General features: G+C 60.4%; 18 protein-coding genes and 1 tRNA gene. 10 read left to right on the top strand and 9 right to left on the bottom strand.

From position 1 onward, the window contains the following. Window positions 1–56: 56 nt before the first annotated feature. Entirely contained in the window at window positions 57–2,429 is a 2,373-nt protein-coding gene (locus AA0535_RS10355; RefSeq protein ID WP_264815978.1) for a TonB-dependent receptor, read from the bottom strand. Between the two features lie 215 nt (window positions 2,430–2,644). On the opposite strand from AA0535_RS10355, the gene AA0535_RS10350 reads away from it, so the two are divergent. The 3 genes from AA0535_RS10350 to AA0535_RS10340 all read left to right on the top strand — a co-directional run bounded on the left by AA0535_RS10350 (window position 2,645) and on the right by AA0535_RS10340 (window position 5,432). Further along, window positions 2,645–3,394 carry a tetratricopeptide repeat protein gene (locus AA0535_RS10350; RefSeq protein WP_264815976.1) on the top strand — a complete coding sequence of 250 codons (750 nt, stop codon included), beginning with the start codon at window positions 2,645–2,647 and terminating at the stop codon, window positions 3,392–3,394. 99 nt (window positions 3,395–3,493) lie between these two features. After that, window positions 3,494–4,363: an aldose 1-epimerase family protein gene (locus tag AA0535_RS10345; protein ID WP_264815974.1), complete on the top strand. Its 870-nt coding sequence runs from the start codon at window positions 3,494–3,496 to the stop codon at window positions 4,361–4,363. Window positions 4,364–4,496: 133 nt separating this feature from the next. After that, the gene (locus AA0535_RS10340) at window positions 4,497–5,432 is read left to right on the top strand and encodes a S1/P1 nuclease (RefSeq protein ID WP_264815973.1); all 936 of its coding nucleotides are present in this window, start codon (window positions 4,497–4,499) and stop codon (window positions 5,430–5,432) included. Window positions 5,433–5,474: 42 nt separating this feature from the next. On the opposite strand, the gene AA0535_RS10335 is transcribed toward AA0535_RS10340, so the two are convergent. After that, a complete protein-coding gene (locus AA0535_RS10335) occupies window positions 5,475–7,370 on the bottom strand; it encodes an alpha/beta hydrolase family protein (protein ID WP_264815972.1) in 1,896 nt (631 codons plus the stop codon). A gap of 169 nt (window positions 7,371–7,539) precedes the next feature. On the opposite strand from AA0535_RS10335, the gene AA0535_RS10330 reads away from it, so the two are divergent. From AA0535_RS10330 to AA0535_RS10320, 3 genes are read left to right on the top strand one after another with little or no spacing between them, the layout of a single operon-like run. After that, a complete protein-coding gene (locus AA0535_RS10330; RefSeq protein ID WP_373319317.1) occupies window positions 7,540–8,124 on the top strand; it encodes a DedA family protein in 585 nt (194 codons plus the stop codon). Then, window positions 8,121–9,071 (top strand): SDR family oxidoreductase, encoded by a 951-nt coding sequence (locus tag AA0535_RS10325; RefSeq protein ID WP_264815968.1) that lies wholly within the window; start codon window positions 8,121–8,123, stop codon window positions 9,069–9,071. The genes AA0535_RS10330 and AA0535_RS10325 overlap by 4 nt, the downstream gene beginning before the upstream one ends. Further along, window positions 9,068–9,376: a hypothetical protein gene (locus AA0535_RS10320; protein ID WP_233581830.1), complete on the top strand. Its 309-nt coding sequence runs from the start codon at window positions 9,068–9,070 to the stop codon at window positions 9,374–9,376. Before AA0535_RS10325 ends, AA0535_RS10320 begins: the two co-directional genes overlap by 4 nt. A 257-nt stretch (window positions 9,377–9,633) precedes the next feature. On the opposite strand, the gene speE is transcribed toward AA0535_RS10320, so the two are convergent. The 4 genes from speE to fbaA all read right to left on the bottom strand — a co-directional run bounded on the left by speE (window position 9,634) and on the right by fbaA (window position 12,669). Further along, entirely contained in the window at window positions 9,634–10,503 is an 870-nt protein-coding gene (speE, locus tag AA0535_RS10315; protein ID WP_264815964.1) for a polyamine aminopropyltransferase, read from the bottom strand. Window positions 10,504–10,586: 83 nt separating this feature from the next. Further along, window positions 10,587–11,063 (bottom strand): adenosylmethionine decarboxylase, encoded by a 477-nt coding sequence (speD, locus tag AA0535_RS10310; protein WP_127099586.1) that lies wholly within the window; start codon window positions 11,061–11,063, stop codon window positions 10,587–10,589. A gap of 173 nt (window positions 11,064–11,236) precedes the next feature. Continuing rightward, a complete protein-coding gene (locus AA0535_RS10305; protein ID WP_264815962.1) occupies window positions 11,237–11,554 on the bottom strand; it encodes a hypothetical protein in 318 nt (105 codons plus the stop codon). Window positions 11,555–11,559: 5 nt separating this feature from the next. Continuing rightward, complete coding sequence (fbaA, locus tag AA0535_RS10300) at window positions 11,560–12,669, bottom strand: class II fructose-bisphosphate aldolase (RefSeq protein WP_264815961.1); 1,110 nt, start codon at window positions 12,667–12,669, stop codon at window positions 11,560–11,562. Window positions 12,670–12,924: 255 nt separating this feature from the next. On the opposite strand from fbaA, the gene AA0535_RS10295 reads away from it, so the two are divergent. The 3 genes from AA0535_RS10295 (at window position 12,925) to AA0535_RS10285 (ending at window position 15,504) form a co-directional block, all read left to right on the top strand. Further along, window positions 12,925–13,602: a TetR/AcrR family transcriptional regulator gene (locus tag AA0535_RS10295; protein ID WP_264815960.1), complete on the top strand. Its 678-nt coding sequence runs from the start codon at window positions 12,925–12,927 to the stop codon at window positions 13,600–13,602. A 102-nt stretch (window positions 13,603–13,704) separates the two neighbouring features. Continuing rightward, the gene (locus tag AA0535_RS10290; protein WP_264815959.1) at window positions 13,705–14,535 is read left to right on the top strand and encodes a glutaminyl-peptide cyclotransferase; all 831 of its coding nucleotides are present in this window, start codon (window positions 13,705–13,707) and stop codon (window positions 14,533–14,535) included. Window positions 14,536–14,727: 192 nt separating this feature from the next. Then, entirely contained in the window at window positions 14,728–15,504 is a 777-nt protein-coding gene (locus AA0535_RS10285; protein ID WP_264815958.1) for an IclR family transcriptional regulator, read from the top strand. A 138-nt stretch (window positions 15,505–15,642) separates the two neighbouring features. Here AA0535_RS10285 and AA0535_RS10280 read toward each other — a convergent pair whose 3' ends face one another. Beyond that, the gene (locus tag AA0535_RS10280; RefSeq protein ID WP_264815956.1) at window positions 15,643–15,951 is read right to left on the bottom strand and encodes a YggT family protein; all 309 of its coding nucleotides are present in this window, start codon (window positions 15,949–15,951) and stop codon (window positions 15,643–15,645) included. 134 nt (window positions 15,952–16,085) lie between these two features. On the opposite strand from AA0535_RS10280, the gene AA0535_RS10275 reads away from it, so the two are divergent. Further along, window positions 16,086–16,161, top strand: a tRNA-Ala gene (locus tag AA0535_RS10275). 24 nt (window positions 16,162–16,185) lie between these two features. Here AA0535_RS10275 and AA0535_RS10270 read toward each other — a convergent pair. After that, window positions 16,186–17,157 (bottom strand): retroviral-like aspartic protease family protein, encoded by a 972-nt coding sequence (locus AA0535_RS10270; RefSeq protein ID WP_264815955.1) that lies wholly within the window; start codon window positions 17,155–17,157, stop codon window positions 16,186–16,188. Window positions 17,158–17,159: 2 nt separating this feature from the next. Next, the gene (locus AA0535_RS10265; protein WP_264815953.1) at window positions 17,160–18,095 is read right to left on the bottom strand and encodes a tyrosine recombinase XerC; all 936 of its coding nucleotides are present in this window, start codon (window positions 18,093–18,095) and stop codon (window positions 17,160–17,162) included. Window positions 18,096–18,141: the final 46 nt, after the last annotated feature.

The raw sequence follows: 18,141 nt of genomic DNA, 5'->3' as shown, positions 1-18,141 counted from the left end.
CCCTGCGCTTGGGGCCAGGCAACATCCCTGCCCTGAGCGCGGGTCTGTCTGGAGACCTAATAGTTCAGGCTGATCTGCCCGAGGAAGGTGCGCCCCGAAGATGGGGTGGCACGGTTGGAAAACAGGCTCTGATAGTTCAGGCGATTGGCCAGATTGTAGCCATTGAGCGCAATCTTCCAGTGCTGACCGAGGCGATGCGAGATCACCGCGTCGAAATCCAGATTATCCGGGACCTTGAGCGTGTTGGTGGTGTTGAGCCACACATGCTGGCGCCAGGTCACGCCACCGCCGAAAGAGACATTATAGGGCGTGTTGGAAAACGCGTCATAGACCGACCAGAGCGTGGCCTGGTTGTGAGGCACATACTGCACCTGCTTACCCACCGAGGCTGCCGTATCGGAGGCCAGGGTTTCACTGTCATACAGGGCGTAGGTGGCAGAGATGTTCCAGTGGCGTGTAATCATGCCGCCCACAGAGAGCTCAAGCCCCTGATTACGCTGCCTGTCGCTCGATCCCTCAACTTGCCCCGTGACCGGGTCGGCGTTGATGGCGTTGTTCTTTTCCAGACGGAACAGCGAGGCTGTAAAGCCCATGCGGTCATGGAAGGCGCTGTACTTCGCGCCGATCTCGTACAGATTGGCCTTTTCGGGGCTGGCAAAGCTGTTCGTACCAGGACGGATGGGCACGGAGCCATTCGTCACATACATGCCGCTTGGCGTGGTCGACGTCGCCCAGGTGAAATAATAGGTTTGATGGGCATCCGGCGTCGCAACCAGGCTGACATTCGGATTAAAGACGCTGCTGACCTGATGGTAGTGGATATCAGGATTGGCGGCGACATTACCGCCCGTGAGGTTGTAGCTGGTCTGCCAGCGATCCCAGCGGAATCCACCCTTGATTGACAGCCAGTTCGTGAACCAGATCTGATCATAGAAGAACAAACCGGTATCGAAGCCGTAACCGTTCGAGTGCGACTTGGCGCCCAGCGCGCCGAGGCTGACCAGCCCTGCCGGATTCAGGTCGCCGGGTACCAGAAGCAGATTGCCGACATTGGGATTGGGGTTGACCAGCGAGGCATAGGGCTTGGGTTTGAGATAGGTCGATTGCGAGCGGACGTCGTTGACGCGTTCGAGATCGAAGCCTGTCACGACCTGATGCCTGAGAAAGCCCGTATGGAAATCGGCGACCATTGAGCCGACATTCTGCACCGACCAGCTTGTTTGCTGATAGGGCAGGGGTGCCATGGTGGTGCCTGGCCCCTTGCCGTTTCCGGCGCCATTCGGTCCCGAGCGCGCGACAAGTGCCGAGCTGGCATGTCCGAGGGAGTAGTTATTCACGCAGGTGGCGTCACAGGTGGCCTTGGAGGCCGCGAATGTCCGGTAGAACTGGCCGCCGCGCAGATCGTCATAGAACTTGATGTGATCGTTGAGTTTATACGAGAAGCGCGCCGTTTCCATATTGTCGTTTGTGGCGTTCTGGTCGCTGGTCGTACCGTAGAAATTCGTCCGGCGAATGCCGTATTCGGTGATCGGGCCGCCAGTTTTCGCGCCGGGCGGCGTGACAACAGGCACGCCGAAATCGGGGACCGAATTCTCCTGCTGATGCATGTACTGCAGCACCAGCGTGGCCTTGCTGCCAAGCCCGAAGGCGATGGAGGGTGCAATGCCCCAGCGATGCGAATAAAGGTAATCGCGCCCGACGATGTTGTTCTCGTTGCCCATGCCGGTAATGCGCAGGGCCGTGTGATCGTCGAGCTTCTTGTTCACGTCGAGCACACCTCGATAATAGGAGCCCGACCCGCCATTGAACTCGGCGGCATAATGATCGCGCAGGGTCGGCCTCTTGGTCACCATATTGATGGCGCCCCCCGTCGTGCCATTGCCGAACACTTCGGATGACGGCCCCTTGATGACGGAGATCGTCTCGAGATTGAACGCATCGCGGCTGTAGACACCGAAATCGCGCAAACCGTCCTGGTAGATATCGTTCTGGGCCTGGAAGCCGCGGATCAGGAACTGGTCGCCATTCATGCCGCCCGCGCCTTCGCCGATGGAAGAAGTCACGCCCGGCACGTTACGCAGAGCCTCGTCCACCGATTTCACGTTCTGCTGCTTCATCAGCATCTGGGGCACGATATTGATCTGCTGTGGCGTATGCAGCGCATCCTGCGGCATGCGCGACAGGCCGATCGGGTCTTTCAGCGTGTTGAACCCGTTGCCGAGCACTGTGATATGCTCATCCGGATGGGCTTCTGTGCCGTTTTTACCGATCGTATTCTTGCCCTCTGGACGTTTCTCCACTTTGCGCTGAGGTTTCCTGTCCTTGCGATCCAGGGGCGCATCTGTTGCCGCATGGGTTTGAGTCGCTCCGAGAATGATCCCGGTAAGCATCGGTAGCAGGGACAGCGATTTGCGCGAGGGGGGACGCATGAGGCGCGGCGCTCCATTCAGTTGCGAGGATTTCGCAACTCCATAATGAAAGCGCGACTGAGTCTCAATTGATTTGTTGCGAAACATGTGTAGTTTTTTGCGAAATGTTGAACCTCTCTTCACCCGTTACCTGGGCGAAAAGCGTCATCCGAGGCCTGCGCCGCCGTTTTCGGCGTCGATCCGGGAGTGCCGCTATCGCCAGTCTGGAGCCTGCCATGCGGTATGGCCGATTGCCGGAAGCCATCGAAGCCATCCGGCTCAAGGCACTCGCGGGCCATGTGCTGGAACAGGTGCTCTGGGGGCAGATCCTGCGTGACAGTGTCTATGTGCCTTCCCGCCCCGATCTGGCGTTTCGCTGGTTTGAAGGGGCAGCCAATGCCGGGTACGGCCCGGGGCTGAACATGCTGGGGCGGTGTTATCAGTTCGGCTGGGGGTGTTCCCGTGATCTGCCGCGCGCTGCAGCCTGTTACGAACAGGCCGCGCTGCGGGGGGATGCCTGGGGTTGCTATAATCTGGCTATCGTCACCATGCGCGGCATCGGGGTGGCAAAGGACCTTGCGCGCGCCCGGACCCTTTTCAAGGCTGGAGCCGAAGCCGGTCATGCCAAATCGATGAATCTTTACGCCCGGTTTCTGGAAGAGGGATGGGAGATTGCCCAGAACCGGGAAGAAGCGGCGCAATGGTATCGTCGCTCGGCTGAGGCAGGCGATTATCGTGGGCAACACAATTACGCGACGCTTTTATGTGACCAGGGCAAGCGGGAGCAGGCACTGGAATGGTGGCGCAAGGCCGTTGGGGAAGCGACATCGGATATTCTCCTGGCCATGCGTTCGCGCTTGGCTCTTCTCGACCCGCCGGCCGACGCTGCGCTCGTATCGTCTGTCGAGGAACGTCTGGCCGGACTTGAATGCGGCCAGGGCGCGATACCTGTCACCCAATCCGGCCCTCACGAAACAGTCTCTTGATCTGGGACGAAATTTCGGGAAGGTCGGTATGCCCTCCGGCTTACGCCTTTTCTGAAGGTGCCTGATCCGGTCGGCCCAGCAAGAGGAGCATGATGGGTGATGTCTGACAGCCATGTCTTCAGCAACGGGCGGTATACGGCGCGTGTTGCAGCTCATGGGGCCGAGCTCTGCTCCTTATGCGACGAGACGGGCCGTGATCTGGTCTGGAACGGAGCGGCATGGCCGCGTCACTCGCCGGTACTCTTCCCGATCATAGGCAGGTTGCGCGATAATCATGCCCTTATCGACGGGCTCGATTATACACTCACCCAGCACGGCTTCGCACGTGACCGGCTTTTCCGCTGGGTGGAACGAAGCGAGACAGGGTGCATTCTCGTTATGGAAGATGACCCGTCGAGCCGCGCCATCTTCCCTTTCGCGTTCAGGCTGGCGCTACATTACCGTCTCGATGAGGATGGGCTGCATCTTCATTACACGCTGGGCAATCCCGATAGTCTGAGCGTTTTGCATGCGTCTCTGGGCGCCCATCCGGCCTTTATCTGGCCGCTGGTGCCCGACGCGCCGAAGGCAGGGCATGTCGTCGAATTCGAGGCACCTGAGCCCGGGCATCTGGCCCTGCTCGAGGAAGGGCTGATTGTCGATGGCGACCGACCGAGTCCCGTTGAGGGCCGTATTCTGGCCCTCGATGACAGCCTGTTCGATCATGATGCCCTCATCTTCATGCATCCTGTCAGCCGGTCCCTGCGCTTTCATGCGCAAGGCGGCGAGGCACTGGTGTTCTCGTGGTACGGCTTCGAGCAACTCGGAATCTGGATGAAGCCGGGCTCGGATTTTCTCTGTCTGGAACCCTGGATGGGATATGCCAGCCCGGCCTCGTTCGAAGGCCCATTCGAGCAGAAGCCCGGGCTTTTGCATCTGGACCCCGGTGAATGCTGGGAGGCGGGCTGGTCGGTACGGCTTGCCCCCTGAGTGCTTTCTTGCATGGTCGGGTTGTCATTGGATGGGAGAACAGAGGGTGTCTGTCATCATAACATCCCTTGCATCCCTGCCTGCGGAATGAAACGGTGGCGGTACTGATCCCCGTTTCCGTTTCCGAGGCTCCATGACCCGTCGCTCGCTTCTCGCCTTTTCTGTTCTGCTCTCTGCTGCTGCCCTTGCCATGCCTGCAAAGCCTGCTCAGGCCTGGGGACCATATGGTCACGCCATCGTGGCCGATATTGCCCAGAGCCGTCTGACACCTGAGGCGGCCAGTGCGGTCACGCAACTTCTGGCGCTTGAACATCATCAGACCCTGGATCAGGTGGCATCCTGGCCCGATACGATTGGTCATGTCCCTGCCGACAAGGGCGGCCTGCCCCAGACCCTGCCCTGGCACTACGTCGATACCGATGCCGCTTTTCCCACTTATGAAAAGGCGCGCGATTGCGGCAACGATATCTGCGTGACCGAGAAGCTGCCGGAAATGGAAAAGATTCTGGCTGATCCGAAAGCCACGCCTGAGGCCCGTCTGGCCGCGCTCAAATGGGTGGTGCATCTCGTAGGTGACCTGCACCAGCCGCTTCACGCGGCTGAGCGCGACCATGACAAGGGCGGAAACATGGTCAAGGTTTCGTATTTCGGTCAGGATCGGAACGGGCACGAAAACCTGCATTCCCTGTGGGATGAGGGCATCATGGATCACGAACGTCATCTCGTTGTCGGTCCTCACTACACCATCGACTTCGCCAAGGCCCATGAGGAGGCCGATCGCCTGAACGCCCAGATCACCCCCGGACAGGCTGCCTACTGGTCGGCGGCTCTCTCAGGCGACACGATGCATGATCACGTCGTGGCCTGGACCGATGAGAGCCATGGTCTGGCGCGCTCGATTGCCTATGGCGCCCTGCCCGCAGGGAAGGAACGCAAGGATATGGGCGAGGCCTATACCGCGATCGCCTTCCCGGTCATCGAGACGCGCCTGCAACAGGCTGGGGTGCGTCTGGCAGACGTGCTCAATGTAGCCCTGTCCACGCCTGTCACGGCGCCTGCAACGCCCTGACGCATTATCCGGCGCGCCTCCAGAAGGACGCGCGTCGGGATTTCAGACCTGGTTCTGCCCGAAGACCTGCTGATAGAAGGCCAGTTCACGCGTGAAGCTGTCGCGCAGCGTCTGTTCCTGACGGAACCCGTGGCTTTCCCCCTCATAGACATGCAGCGCCGATGCGCGGCCCAGCTCCTGCAGCGCGTGATGCATGGCCTTGGCCTGATCGAGTGGCACCACTTTGTCGAGGTCGCCATGCAGGAACAGAAGCGGCGCCGTGATCCTGGCCACATGGGTCAGGGGGGAGCGTTCGAGATAGAGCGCCTCCTGCTCTGGATAGGGGCCGATCAGGCGGTCGAGATAGCGGGATTCGAATTTATGCGTCTCCTCGGCCAGTGCGCGCAGATCCGTCACGCCGTAAAGTGAGCATCCGGCGGCGAAGACGTCGGAGGTGGCCAGGGCCATCAGGACTGTCAGCCCGCCAGCACTGCTGCCGCGTATGACGCAACGCGCCGGATCTGCCAGACCATGCGCCACGGCATGATGCACCCCTGCAACGCAGTCCTCCACATCTGTGACACCCCATTCGCCGTTCAGGGCCTCGCGATAGCGTCGGCCAAATCCGGTAGAGCCCCTGTAATTCACGTCGAGCACCGCAAAGCCACGGCTCGTCCACCACTGGACCTTGAACGAGAATGCCGAGCTGGCACGACCGGTCGGGCCACCATGGGCCATGACCACCAGAGGGGGCTTTTCGGTCGGGCCAAGGGTACGATGGCGATTCACCGGCGCATAATAGAGCGCATGGGCGATCGCCCCTCCCGTACTGGGATAGGCAAACGGTTCGGGGTGGGCGCAATCTTCCGAGGTGATTCCTTCGGGGAAATCGAAGGCCTGTCGGATGATCCGCGAATTCTTGCCGATGACGACGGCAGGCGGGGCATCGGGTGCCGCCGTGATCCAGGCGAGCGCGTCACCAAAAAGCACGGGGGCCTGGGCCGTTTCGATTTGCGGGCAGATCTGCCAGTGCCTGCCCGCCAGCAAGGCGGTATGGCTGAGCCCGTCACGCACGATCTGCGCGAGAATACGGCCGTCGGGCAGGACACGCAGACTGCTCTGTCCGAAGACCCAATGGGGAAATCCGGTTTCGCCTTCAGGGTCGGGGAGGAATTCAGGCCCGGCCTCTCCCGTCACCGTGAAGCGACAGGGATGCCAGGCACCCGGCGTATCGAGGCTGACCAGAAGCGTGTCCGCGCTCTCCCACACGGGATCGACGCTGCTGCATCGTGACGCTTCACCAGCGAGGATACGCGATGCTCCGGTCCGGGGGCGAAAATCCTCCCATGTCAGAGGGGCAACCGTGAGTTGCGTCGCATCCCAGGGCATGTCGGGGTGGTTCCAGCTGATCCAGGCGAGATGCCCGTTGCCGGGAGCGGGACGTGGCGCCGCATAGAAATCGTCGCCCTCGACCAGCACGCATTCGCGCTCGCGATCGAGCCAGACGATGGCTGCTCTGGGCTCACCGCCGCTGCGATGATCTTCCCGGACACAAAAGACGCCAGTTCCGGTCGCATCAAAGCTGAAATCCGCATAGGCGCAGTCCGTGGAACTGGCGAGGCTGACGAGTGTGCCGTCATTTTCACGCAACTGGACCGCGCCGGATTTACGATCGCTGAATACCACGCGCTGACAGGACGATACGTCATAGGCACCGCCGCCATATTCATGCACACGGGTGCCGACACCGACTGTCGACGGCAGCAAATCCTCCGGCGTTTCGCCGCGTTTCATGCTGACCAGCGTGGTACGCCCGCCTTCCTGCGGGCGTGTTTCGAGCCAGTACAGTCGATCTGCCTGAGCCTTCAGCTCGGAAAGGGAGATCGAACGACCGGCCACAAGCTCGGGTGAAACCCAGGAAGGCCAGGAACCGGAAGGGATCGATGATGGATTCGTCATAGGAATCAGGATAATCGGACTGAAACCATCTGACGAGTTTTCCTGGGCGGCGCTTTCAGGCATCAAGTCGGACTCTTTATCGCCAAGCTCGCCAAGGATGAGAGCCCTGCTGCATTTTCTGGAACATCTGCTGAAGGAGTATGGCTACGGCATTGTCGGCGTGGTTGTGATGCTCGAAAGCATGGGCCTGCCCCTGCCTGCCGAGAGCCTGATCATCGGTGCCGCGCTTTATGCAGCCACGACCCATCATCTCGAGATACGCTGGGTGGTCGTCGCAGCCGTGACCGGCGCCATCATGGGCGATAATTTCGGCTATCTGATCGGTCGGTCCATAGGGTTCAGGCTGCTGCAGAAACACGGTGGCAAGGTGGGGCTGACTCATGAGCGCCTGCTTCTGGGGCGCTATCTCTTCAAGCGTCATGGCGGGACGGTGGTCTTTGTCGGACGTTTCGTTGCCATCCTGCGCGTATTCGTGGCCTTGCTGGCCGGGGCGAACCACATGCCCTGGAAATCCTTCCTCTGGCATAATGCGCTTGGGGGCGTGGTCTGGGCGGGCGGCTATGCGGTGGCCACCTATTTCCTGGGCAAGGAGATTTTCAGCCTCTCGGGGCCCCTCGCCATAGGCATCGGCTCTCTGGTGGTGATTTTCCTCGGGGTATGTCTCTATTTTCTCAAGAAGAACGAGAAACGCCTGACCGACGAGGCCATGAAGGAGGCCAAGTCCGAAGAGCATTCGGGGAAGAACAAGGCATGAGCGACATACGCTATCCTTCCTGCGCAGGTCGCACCGCCGTCGTCACGGGCGCCACCGGTGGGCTCGGTCTTGCCACGGCGCTCGGGCTGGCGCGCCATGGCGCCGAGGTGATCGTGACGGGTCGCAATGCTGAAAAAGGCCGTGAGGCTCTTGCCACCATAGAGCGCGCCGTTCCTCAGGCGCGGCTGCGCTTCGAGGGCCTCGATCTGGCTTCTCTCGCCTCGATTGCGCGCTTTACAGAGCGTATGGAGGGGCAGCCCATCCATATTCTGGTCAATAATGCCGGGGTCATGGCGCCTCCCCAGCGCCGCTCGACCCAGGATGGATTCGAGCTTCAGTTCGGCACCAACCATCTTGGTCACTTTGCCCTGACGGGGCGCCTCCTGCCTTCGCTCATCGCCGGACAGGCGCATATCGTGACTGTGGCGTCTCTGGCGGCGTGGAAGGGTGAGATCCCGCTTGACGACCTGAATTCCACCGAAAGCTATAAACGCTTTGCCCGTTATCGGCAGAGCAAACTTGCCAATCTGCTTTTCAGCCTTGAGCTGCACCGCCGTGCCCGTGCCATGAACGCCCCTCTGCATGTGCGCGCTGCGCATCCCGGGTGGTCGACCAGCGCGATCATCACCAACAGCGCCGCGCTCGGTCTTTCGCGTTCACCCGTCGGTCGCGTCCTTTCACTCGTTCAGGATCGTCTCGGAAACGGGTTGTTCCGACTGATGGGGCAGGACGTTACCGCTGGTGCAGAGCCCCTGCTCCATGCGGCGCTGTCGCCTCAGGCGCAGGATGGCGGTTATTACGGTCCCCAGGGATCGGGGGAACGGCGTGGCCCCCCTGGCCCGGCGATCCTCCCTCCGGTCGCCATGGGGCTTTCCCTCTCTCAAAACCTCTGGCAGGCTTCTGAGAACATGACCGGTGTACGGTTTGATTGGGAGACTCTCGCATGAGCATGACCCTCTCTGTTTTCAAGGAAAGCCTCGAAGACACTATCCCTCCTCAGGGCCTTTCTCCGGCCCTCCTCGCCCTTTGGTGGGCCGGCCGCGCCGATTGGGCCGCAGCCCATGAAATCGTGCAAAGCAATGAACGTGATGCCGAATGCAACTGGGTTCATGCCTGGCTCCACCGCAAGGAAGGCGATCAGGATAACGCCCGGTACTGGTACCGCCGTGCCGGGCATGCCATGGGCCATGGCGATATCATGGAGGAGTGGCAGACCCTTGTGATTCGTCTGCTAAGTGGATCAGGGTACTAGGTCTTAGGGAATCCGCTCCCCACTCCGCCACAGGACAGTCGTCTTCTGAATATCTGTTTGAGTGAAGCGGGGATCGAAGGGGCCTGTCCCTTCGCGGGTGCAGGGCGGCGCCCTGCACGGTCGGCCTTATGCGGGGCTTCGCCCCCCGCCCTGCCAGAGGACGGCCGCCCTCTGGACACCCGTTTGAGTCAAGGCGGGGATCGAAGGGGCGAACCCCTTCGCGGGTTCAGGGTAGAGCCCTGGACGGAAGAGAGGGGTCAGCCCTCCGTAGGCAGGTTCTCGGCGATGTAAGGCGGCAGGTTAAAGCTGCCAACGTGGATTTCCGGCGTCCAGTAGCGTGTGGTGCCCAGAATACCGGCGGCCTCGGCGCGCGCACGGACGTCTTCGACCGTCTGCTTCGTGGGGTTCACACCCTTTGCTGCAACGCCGAGCGTCATGAAACCACCGACATAGGTCGGAACGGCTGCGACGTAAGCAGATACATGCGGGAAGAAATTGGCGCGGCGAGCACTGGTTTCACGCAGTTCATCCGCCTGCATGAAGGGCACGCCGCACTGATTCACGATTAGTCCCTGGGCGGAAAGGATGCGGGCGCAATCCTTGTAGAAGGCGTCGGTGAAGAGCACTTCGCCCACGCCGATCGGATCGGTCGAGTCGACGATGATGACATCGAACGAGCCGTCTGCAGCCTTGGCGACATAGTCGATACCATCGCCGACGATGACATCGGCGCGCGGGTCATTCCAGGCGTCGCCAGCGATGTTGGGGAGATGCTGCTTGGAAAGCTCGATCACCGCGCCGTCGATCTCGACCATGACGGCCTTTTCAACGGTCTTATGCTGAAGCACCCGGCGGAGCACGCCACCATCGCCAGCGCCGATGATGAGCACGCGCTTGGCGTCGGGATGGGTCAGGAGTGGGACATGCGTGAGCATTTCCTGATAGACGAATTCATCGCGCTCGGTGATCTGGATGACGCCATCGAGAACGAGCACGCGGCCGTGGAAGTCGCTTTCGAAGACGACAATGTCCTGAAAGTCGCTCTTGACGCGTGCGAGCTCGCGCGTGACGCGAAAACGCTGGCCCCAATCGGGGTAGAGGGTTTCGTTGATCCAGGATTCAGACATGAGGCGGTCTCTCCCAATTTTATCAAAAAAAAGGCCGGGCAACGGGCCCGGCCTTGTCTGCTTTTGAGCGCAGCGTAACGCGCTCAGCCTGCAGGCGAGATCTTTTCACGACCGCGACGCACTTCGTCAGAGACGACACGACCGGCCTGGAAAAGACGCTGCATGACCGGAATCGTCAGATTCGGGTCGCAGGCGCCGCACATGAACACGTCAACGGCGGCAAAATTGCGCTCGGGCCATGTGTGGATGGAAATATGGCTTTCGGCCAGCACGATCACGCCCGACACGCCGCCATTGGGCGTGAAGTGATGGAAGTGGCTGTGCAGGATCGTTGCCCCTGCGGTAACCGCGGCCTCGCAAAGCGTGGCGTCGATTGCTGCGGGATCGTCCAGATTCGTGGCGTCCCAGAAATCGATCAGCAGGTGATGACCGGCGAAGCGTTCACCATCACGCTCAATGAAATAATCCTTGCACACCTCTTCATGAGATGTGTTCGATGCGACAGTCTGGTTATCTCTCGGGAGTCCCGATACCATCCCCAGTTGAGCAAGTGCGTTCATCACGTACCTCTAAACCAGTAGACAGCCTGTTGGGCAACATGCCCCCTTGGGCCAAGGCCGCCCGATTAAAGGTCATGCCCCCCGGATGCAAGGACTTTCTGGCCGATTCATCGTATTTTCTTCATAACGTTACTAGGCTTCGGCCTGTCTCTGTGCGCCCCCTCACGCAGGGATCAGGCGCGGGCGGGCAGAACCACCCGGAAGGCTCCGATATAATGCGTGGCCTGCAAGAGCGGAGAGCAGGCAGCGTCTAGTGCGGCGAGTGCGTCTGGATGGTCTTTCTGAAAGTCCAGCCAGGCCTGATGCGAGTTCCACTCGTCGATGGCGATATAGTCGCCATGCTTGTCGAGATCGGCGATCAGGCGTGTGCCAAGATAGGCACGGACATTGCGGTAGAGCCGCGCCCATGGGCCTTCCGGCCCATAGGTGGCTTCGAATATCTCGATCTGGCTCGGGATGACACTGAACGCCCGGACGATCTCGCAGGTCACGAATGTCACCCCTTCGAAGCGATCGATCTGCCCTTGGAGCCGAGATCGGCAAACGCCTCCTCCATGCGGTCCACGATGCTCTTTTCGCCTACGCGCAGCCATTTGCGCGGGTCGTAGAACTTCTTGTAGGGCGTGTCGGTCTCGGGATCGATCTGGTGCAGGAAGGCCTTGGGGTGTTCCAGCACGTACTGGCCCACGCCGTTGGCGAAGGCGAATTGCACATCCGTATCGATGTTCATCTTGAACACGCCATAAGACACGGCTGCCGTGATCTTGTCCTTCTCGGAGCCTGAGCCACCATGGAACACGAGGGCAAGAGGCTTGGGCCCGAGTCCCAGTTTCTCGGCCACGTGCTCCTGCGAATGAAGCAGGATTTCCGGGCGAAGCTGAACGTTCCCTGGCTTGTAGACGCCGTGCACATTGCCGAACGATGCGGCGACGGTCACGTGACCGAGCGGCGAGAGACGGTTCCAGGCCGTCAGGACGTCCTCGGGCTGGGTGTACAGATGTGCATTGTCCTCGTGATCTTCGAGATCATGGCCGATCCCGTCTTCCTCGCCGCCGGTCACGCCGAGTTCGATCTCGAGGCTGATGCCGAGTTTGGCCATGCGGGGCAGCAGGCGCGCGCACTCAGACAGATTATCCTCGAGAGGTTCAGCCGAGAGATCGAGCATATGCGACGAGAAGAGCGGCGGACGACCTGCCGCGACTTCTGCCTCGCTCAGCTCAAGCAGACCCTCGACCCAGGGCACAAGCTTGCGATCGGCGTGATCGGTATGAAGGATGACGCAAACGCCGTATTCCCTGGCAAGCAGATGCACATGGCGGGCCATGGCGGCGGCACCGAGCACGCGGGCCCGGTGCTGGTCGGCCAGGCCTTCACCGGCATAAAAGCGCGCCCCGCCATTGGAGCACTGGATGATCACATCTGAATTGTTCTTTGCCGCGGCTTCGAGCACCGCATTGACGCTGTCTGTGCCGACAACATTGACGGCGGGGAGCGCATAGCCGCCTTCCTTGCAGGCCTCGATCAGGGTGAGATAGTCATCACCTGTGACAACTCCCGGGGGCAGGGCTCGGCTGGGGCGCGACGCATTCGGGTTTGTAGGGGTCATAAGGATCTCATGTCTCTGATAACGGGTCGTCAAGTCCAATTTATCGCGATCCACGTCTGGAATGCCTAGACCTTTCATGGACACATTGAAGTCATTCTCATTGCAGGACTGAAGGATTGGGCCATGCCTGCCAGATTGCCCTTGCGCTGATCGACCCGTTCGGTCAGTTTTGGAAGCCGCCTCGAGAGCCCATGGTGACATGGGCTCGGCCTGCAGGACAGGAGCGAGGCCCCATGCGTCACACGGATGAGCCGGTTGAACAAGAACGACATAAGCGTCCCGACTGAAACGGAAGCCTCGCTGCCTGAGAGCGCCGCGAGCAATGCGAAAAGGCGCCAGATCCTTGATGGAGCCGAAGCGATCTTCCTCGAATCCGGTTACGAAGGGGCTTCAATGTCCCAGATTGCCTGCCGGGCAGGCGTCTCCAAAGGGACGCTCTATAACCACTTCGAAAACAAGGCCGCGCTATTCGGAGCCGTGATCGAGGATCTGAGCCGCGGCAAGCTGGCTCCGTTCATTTGCCAGAGTCAGGTGACAGCCATCACCTGCGAAGAGGCCTTTGTGCAGCTTGCCGAGCGGTTCATCACAACTCTGGTTCAGCCGGGGCCGCAGCGCCTGTACCGTATTGTCGTGTCCGAGGCACCACATTTCCCCGATCTGGCGGACACATTCTGGCGTCATGGTTTTGGCCGTACGGTCAACACGCTCGCAAAATGGATTGAACACTGGATCGAGCAGGGCGCCATCGAGACCGATGACCCTGTATTTGCGGCCGAGCAGTTCATGGCGCTCTGTCAGACCAGGATTGTACAGCGCAAACGCTTCGAACTTCCTGTCGACTCAAGCCCCGAGCATGTACGTTGGGTCGCTCGTCGTATCGGCCATGCCTTCATGGCCATCTACAAGCCCGGCTCCCAGACAGCGGAAGGCTGAATGCGTGGCGTCCTGATGGGATCAGTCGAGCGAGGGTGATTATCCGAAACAGTGCGGACCCGGTATAGGCTGACGATGTTTGCATCGCCGAGCCAGAAACCCATGTCCACGCCCCTTCGCCGTCTTCAAGCCGTTATGACCATGGCCGTAATATGGGGCGTTCCTGTACCGGCTCAGGCGAATGAGGCCGGGGGTACACACGCGGGACCCGGAGCTGATCCTGGGACCGGGATTCCCGTTTTTCCGGTGCAGGTCATCAGGCGTCTTCCCCATGATCCGACGGCGTTCACTGAAGGTCTGTTGTTCAGGGACGGGGTTTTCTATGAAAGCACCGGCCTGTCCGGTCATTCCTTCATACGCAAGGTGTCACCCGAAACAGGCCGGACGCTGGGGCAGTCGGAAATTCCGGACAGACATTTCGGCGAAGGTATCGTCGACTGGCATGACAGGCTGATCAGCGTCACGTGGCGAAGCGGCAATGGATATGTCTGGAGTCTGCCCGGCCTCAAACTCAGGAGCCATTTCCATTACGACGGAGAGGGATGGGGGCTCACCCGTGATGCGCACTCACTCATTCTGTCTGATGGCACGGCCTGCCTGAAGCGTCTCGATCCCGAGACACTCTTTGTCGTTGGCAAAGTATGTGTGAGCGCTGACGGAACGCCGGTAAACAGACTGAACGAACTCGAATATATTCATGGTGAGATCTGGGCCAATATCTGGATGACACCAGAAATCGCCAGAATCGATCCCGTAACGGGTCAAGTCAAATCCTGGGTCGATCTGACCGCGCTCGAAGAAGAGGTCAATCTGAGCGATCCGGATGCCGTCCCGAATGGCATTGCCTATGACAGCGTCGGGGACAGATTATTTGTGACGGGAAAATATTGGCCAATCGTTTACCAGATCACAATTCCTGACTATAAGCACTAATTTTTGACTAAATCGGAACTATTAAAGTCTTGATTACATAGATGTGACCGTAAAACGAAGATAATGGTTTATCGGCACGAGAATAACGCTATGAGATGCTCTCGCACCCACAGTGGAGCAAAGAACAACCTCACAGCGAACGAGAAGCCCTTCAGAAGTCCAAGGCACCGTTCAAACAGCATGGAGCGGCATGTGGCATATTCGGATAAAGACTGGCCCCAGGGCACACAGACCCTTGGTCGTGGCCTGTCGATTATTCTGGCCGTCAAGGCCGGCGTTGATACGCTTTCCGAATTGGCGCTGGAAATCGGGTGTACTCGCAGCACGACGCAACGCCTGACAGCAGCGCTGCTTCAGCAAGGCTGGCTGCGTCTGAAATCCATGGGCCGTTATGGCCTCGGCGAAAAGCTGACCACCCTCACCACGCAGGCCCAGGCAGCAACGCCGCTTCTGGGGCTTGCCGCGCCGCTCCTGCAGAACCTGAACGACACCACGGGCAGGATGGTGCATCTCGGTGTGCGTTCGGACAGTGCGGTCATCTATCTAATGAGACTCGATGGGCGTGCCCCGCTCACCATACGCAACCGTACCGGTCAGCACTTACCGCTTGCCCGTACCGGTGCCGGTCGCGCCCTGATCCTTGACGAGACGGAGTCCGACTGGGCCCGCCTCTACCGGACCAGCTATCGCCATATGCCCGCCGGCCTGTCGAGCTGGATCAACAGGATGCGCTTCTATCGCTCGACGGATTGCGTGTTCGATCTGGAAGATGACGAGATCGGCATCCACTGTGTGGCGTCGCCTGTCCGTGACGCTACAGGGTGCATCGTCGCCTCCATCAGTGTTACAGGGCGCGCCAGCGATATGCCGCTTCTACGCATGAAAGCTCTTGCCCCCCAGGTACGTCAGACGGCCTCGCTGCTGTCTGCGAAGCTGGGCTGGCACGAATTGAGCGACGTCGCCGACTAGGGACGTCCTTCTTCGACCGGGTCGGGCATGGCCTGAGGGTTTTTTCTGGTCAGGAGACCCTCAGCCCCGAAGGATGAGGGCATATCCCTTGTCATGCGCGAGCAGAGAACAGGCCCGGAGGCGGTCGGATGAACTGGGTCAAAAACCTGCGTGCAGCGAAGCCGAGACAAGACGGTTGAGCACGGGCACAACCAGATACTGGAGGCCCAGCAGAACAGCCAGCGGGCTGAGATCCATGGCGCCGAACTGGGGCAGGATGGAACGGACCGGGTTCAAGACCGGCTCGACGATCTTTCCAAGGAAGATCAGGACATTATAGACGAAGCGGTTGCTGGGATCGAGCACCCGGAACCCGACCAGCATGCTCATCACGCAATAGAGCAGCAGCGCCCAGGTGAAGAGCTGTATCAGCATCATGGCGATGTTGTAGAGGGTGATGATCAGCAAGTCGCGTCTCGCATCATGAAAACGGGACGCCTCTTGTAGCGCCTGGGCGGGGTATCGCACAACTCGGCCCGCCAGAGCGCATTGTGATATTCTTGACTTTGCGGCGTAACCGTGTAGCTTCCGAGCCGTTCCGTGGGGCTGTAGCTCAGATGGGAGAGCGCCTCGTTCGCAATGAGGAGGTCAGGGGTTCGATTCCCCTCAGCTCCACCACGGATCTCCTTTAAGGCCCGATATTCAGCGCACCCATACCTGGCCGGCGCTGAACGAAATCCAGATGCTATGCTGGGCGAACCAGTCCGCTCCAAGCAGCATGTCAGCTCCATCGCGCATGTCCGAAACAGTCAGGACCGGATCTTTCCAGATCGGATTCCCGGTGCCCGGTTTCTCTTCCAGCAGATGAAGCGCGTGGAAGTGATGCCAGTGATACCAGCGCGCATTGAGATCGACACCGCTTGTCACGCCCCCCTGATCCCTGCGCAGGATATCGTCGGTAATGCCCATGGAATGAGCAAAGCGCCGCGACAGGATGTGAGAGCGTGCGCCGCTATCGATCAGTGCCGTTCCCTCATGGCCATCGAGAGAAAAGGACACGGCGAGCCTCGCGCCCTCCCGCCTTGTACGCAGGGTCGTATAACCTTGCGGCCATGCGGGTCCGGGCATACAGGCGACGCTTCCCGCCGGAACACGCCCGGGAGAGGAATGCCCATTGGCCAGAGAGCCAGGGGAAGGAAGCCAGAGTGACAGGCGCTGCTGCCTGACATCGAATTCGATATCGTAAGAGCCTAGCAGATCGACACCCATGAGCCCCGCGATGGGCGGTGACAGCATCGGCACCCCCGGCAACGCCCCGAGCGGGATCGATCTTTGGCCGAAAGGGATGAGCCCCAGTGACAGGGCGCGTATCAGAAGATTGGGCGCAAGCTGTCCCCTTCCATTAGGGCCCTGAATCATGGTGGCATGTGCCGGGTCGGGGCTGAGCCTGAGCGCGCCAGCGGCCTCGGGCGTGATGAGACTGCCCTCCGACCCGGTATCGAGAATGAACCGGGCCTGTCTCCCGTCGAGAATGACCGGGGCATTGAGGAACAACCCGTCATTATGCAGCGGTATGTCGGCGATATGCCGGGGAGCACAGGGTACGGCCCGGACGCTGGCAGGGGCCAGCAGCGTGGCGAGCGCCACGAAAACCGCGAGAGCAGGGCGCAGCATTCTTATTTCCTTGCGCGTGGATGGGCCTGCCATACGGCAAGGAGATGGCGTTCATCGGCCAGGGTGTAAGCCTGGGTGGTAGAAAGGCTGGCATGGCCGAGGAGTTCCTGGATCGCACGCAGATCGGCCCCGCCCTCCAGCAGATGCGTTGCAAAGGAATGGCGCAGCGCATGGGGCGTCGCACTGGCATCCAGCCCGCTCTGTTCGCGCCAGACCTGCATGACCCGGCGTGCCACTGCCGCCTGCAACCTCTTGCCGCGCAGCCCGACAAAAAGCGGTGCGTCCGGGGTCGGGCAGGGGTGCTGATTGCGCCATAACATGAGCGCTTTGAGCACATTGGGCAGGAGAGGCACGATCCGCTCCTTGCCGCCCTTGCCTGTCACGCGCAATCCGGCCTCGGCGGCGCGATCGCAATCGCGAATATCAACGGCCAGAGCCTCGCCGATACGCAGACCGGCACCGTAGAGCAGAGTGAAGAGTGCCTCATCCCGTGCGGCGCAGAGCGGATGTTCGGCCAGAGACGCGATCTCGGCGGGAGCGCTGATTGCCATGTCGCGGGAAAGGGGGCGTGGCAGGCGCTTGCGTACCTTCGGGGCCTTCATCTGACGCAGAGTGCTCGTGCTCAGACCATGGCGCGTCGCCAGATAGTGGGAGAACGAGCGTAGCGCCGAAACGCGTCTTGCGCGTGATCGGGCCCGACCATCGGCCGTGCCCCGGCCATTCTCCGATCTGGCGGTGTCGAAAGCGAGCCAGGCCCGGAAATCGCTCGTGCGTAGTCTTGCGAAGGCATCGAGATCCGGCTCCTGCCCCAGATGCTCTGTCAGGAAGGCAAGAGCGCAGGCCACGTCATTGCGATAGGCAAGGACCGTGTTGGGGCGTGAGCGCTTTTCATGCGCCAGCCAGTCCAGCCAGTTTTCGAGATGGTCATGCATCAGCATGACGGCGGGCCTCGTCTCGTTTAAGAGGGCAGGACAAAAGGGGGCG

Source organism: Asaia krungthepensis NRIC 0535 (assembly GCF_025995175.1).
In the GTDB taxonomy this organism is placed as follows: domain Bacteria; phylum Pseudomonadota; class Alphaproteobacteria; order Acetobacterales; family Acetobacteraceae; genus Asaia; species Asaia krungthepensis.
The sequence above is the reverse complement of the archived record's forward strand: the minus strand, read 5'-3'. Positions and strand labels throughout refer to the sequence as shown.

What these genes read in the sequence shown, in the direction of transcription:
- speD (WP_127099586.1), bottom strand. Translation starts at nt 11,063, where the DNA reads ATGAACGCACTTGCTCAACTGGGGATGGTATCGGGACTCCCGAGAGAT.
- AA0535_RS10320 (WP_233581830.1), top strand. Translation starts at nt 9,068, where the DNA reads ATGAGCATGACCCTCTCTGTTTTCAAGGAAAGCCTCGAAGACACTATC.
- AA0535_RS10325 (WP_264815968.1), top strand. Translation starts at nt 8,121, where the DNA reads ATGAGCGACATACGCTATCCTTCCTGCGCAGGTCGCACCGCCGTCGTC.
- AA0535_RS10330 (WP_373319317.1), top strand. Translation starts at nt 7,540, where the DNA reads ATGCTCGAAAGCATGGGCCTGCCCCTGCCTGCCGAGAGCCTGATCATC.
- AA0535_RS10290 (WP_264815959.1), top strand. Translation starts at nt 13,705, where the DNA reads ATGTCCACGCCCCTTCGCCGTCTTCAAGCCGTTATGACCATGGCCGTA.
- speE (WP_264815964.1), bottom strand. Translation starts at nt 10,503, where the DNA reads ATGTCTGAATCCTGGATCAACGAAACCCTCTACCCCGATTGGGGCCAG.
- AA0535_RS10345 (WP_264815974.1), top strand. Translation starts at nt 3,494, where the DNA reads ATGTCTGACAGCCATGTCTTCAGCAACGGGCGGTATACGGCGCGTGTT.
- AA0535_RS10350 (WP_264815976.1), top strand. Translation starts at nt 2,645, where the DNA reads ATGCGGTATGGCCGATTGCCGGAAGCCATCGAAGCCATCCGGCTCAAG.
- AA0535_RS10335 (WP_264815972.1), bottom strand. Translation starts at nt 7,370, where the DNA reads ATGACGAATCCATCATCGATCCCTTCCGGTTCCTGGCCTTCCTGGGTT.
- AA0535_RS10355 (WP_264815978.1), bottom strand. Translation starts at nt 2,429, where the DNA reads ATGCGTCCCCCCTCGCGCAAATCGCTGTCCCTGCTACCGATGCTTACC.
- AA0535_RS10270 (WP_264815955.1), bottom strand. Translation starts at nt 17,157, where the DNA reads ATGCTGCGCCCTGCTCTCGCGGTTTTCGTGGCGCTCGCCACGCTGCTG.
- AA0535_RS10340 (WP_264815973.1), top strand. Translation starts at nt 4,497, where the DNA reads ATGACCCGTCGCTCGCTTCTCGCCTTTTCTGTTCTGCTCTCTGCTGCT.
- fbaA (WP_264815961.1), bottom strand. Translation starts at nt 12,669, where the DNA reads ATGACCCCTACAAACCCGAATGCGTCGCGCCCCAGCCGAGCCCTGCCC.
- AA0535_RS10265 (WP_264815953.1), bottom strand. Translation starts at nt 18,095, where the DNA reads ATGCTGATGCATGACCATCTCGAAAACTGGCTGGACTGGCTGGCGCAT.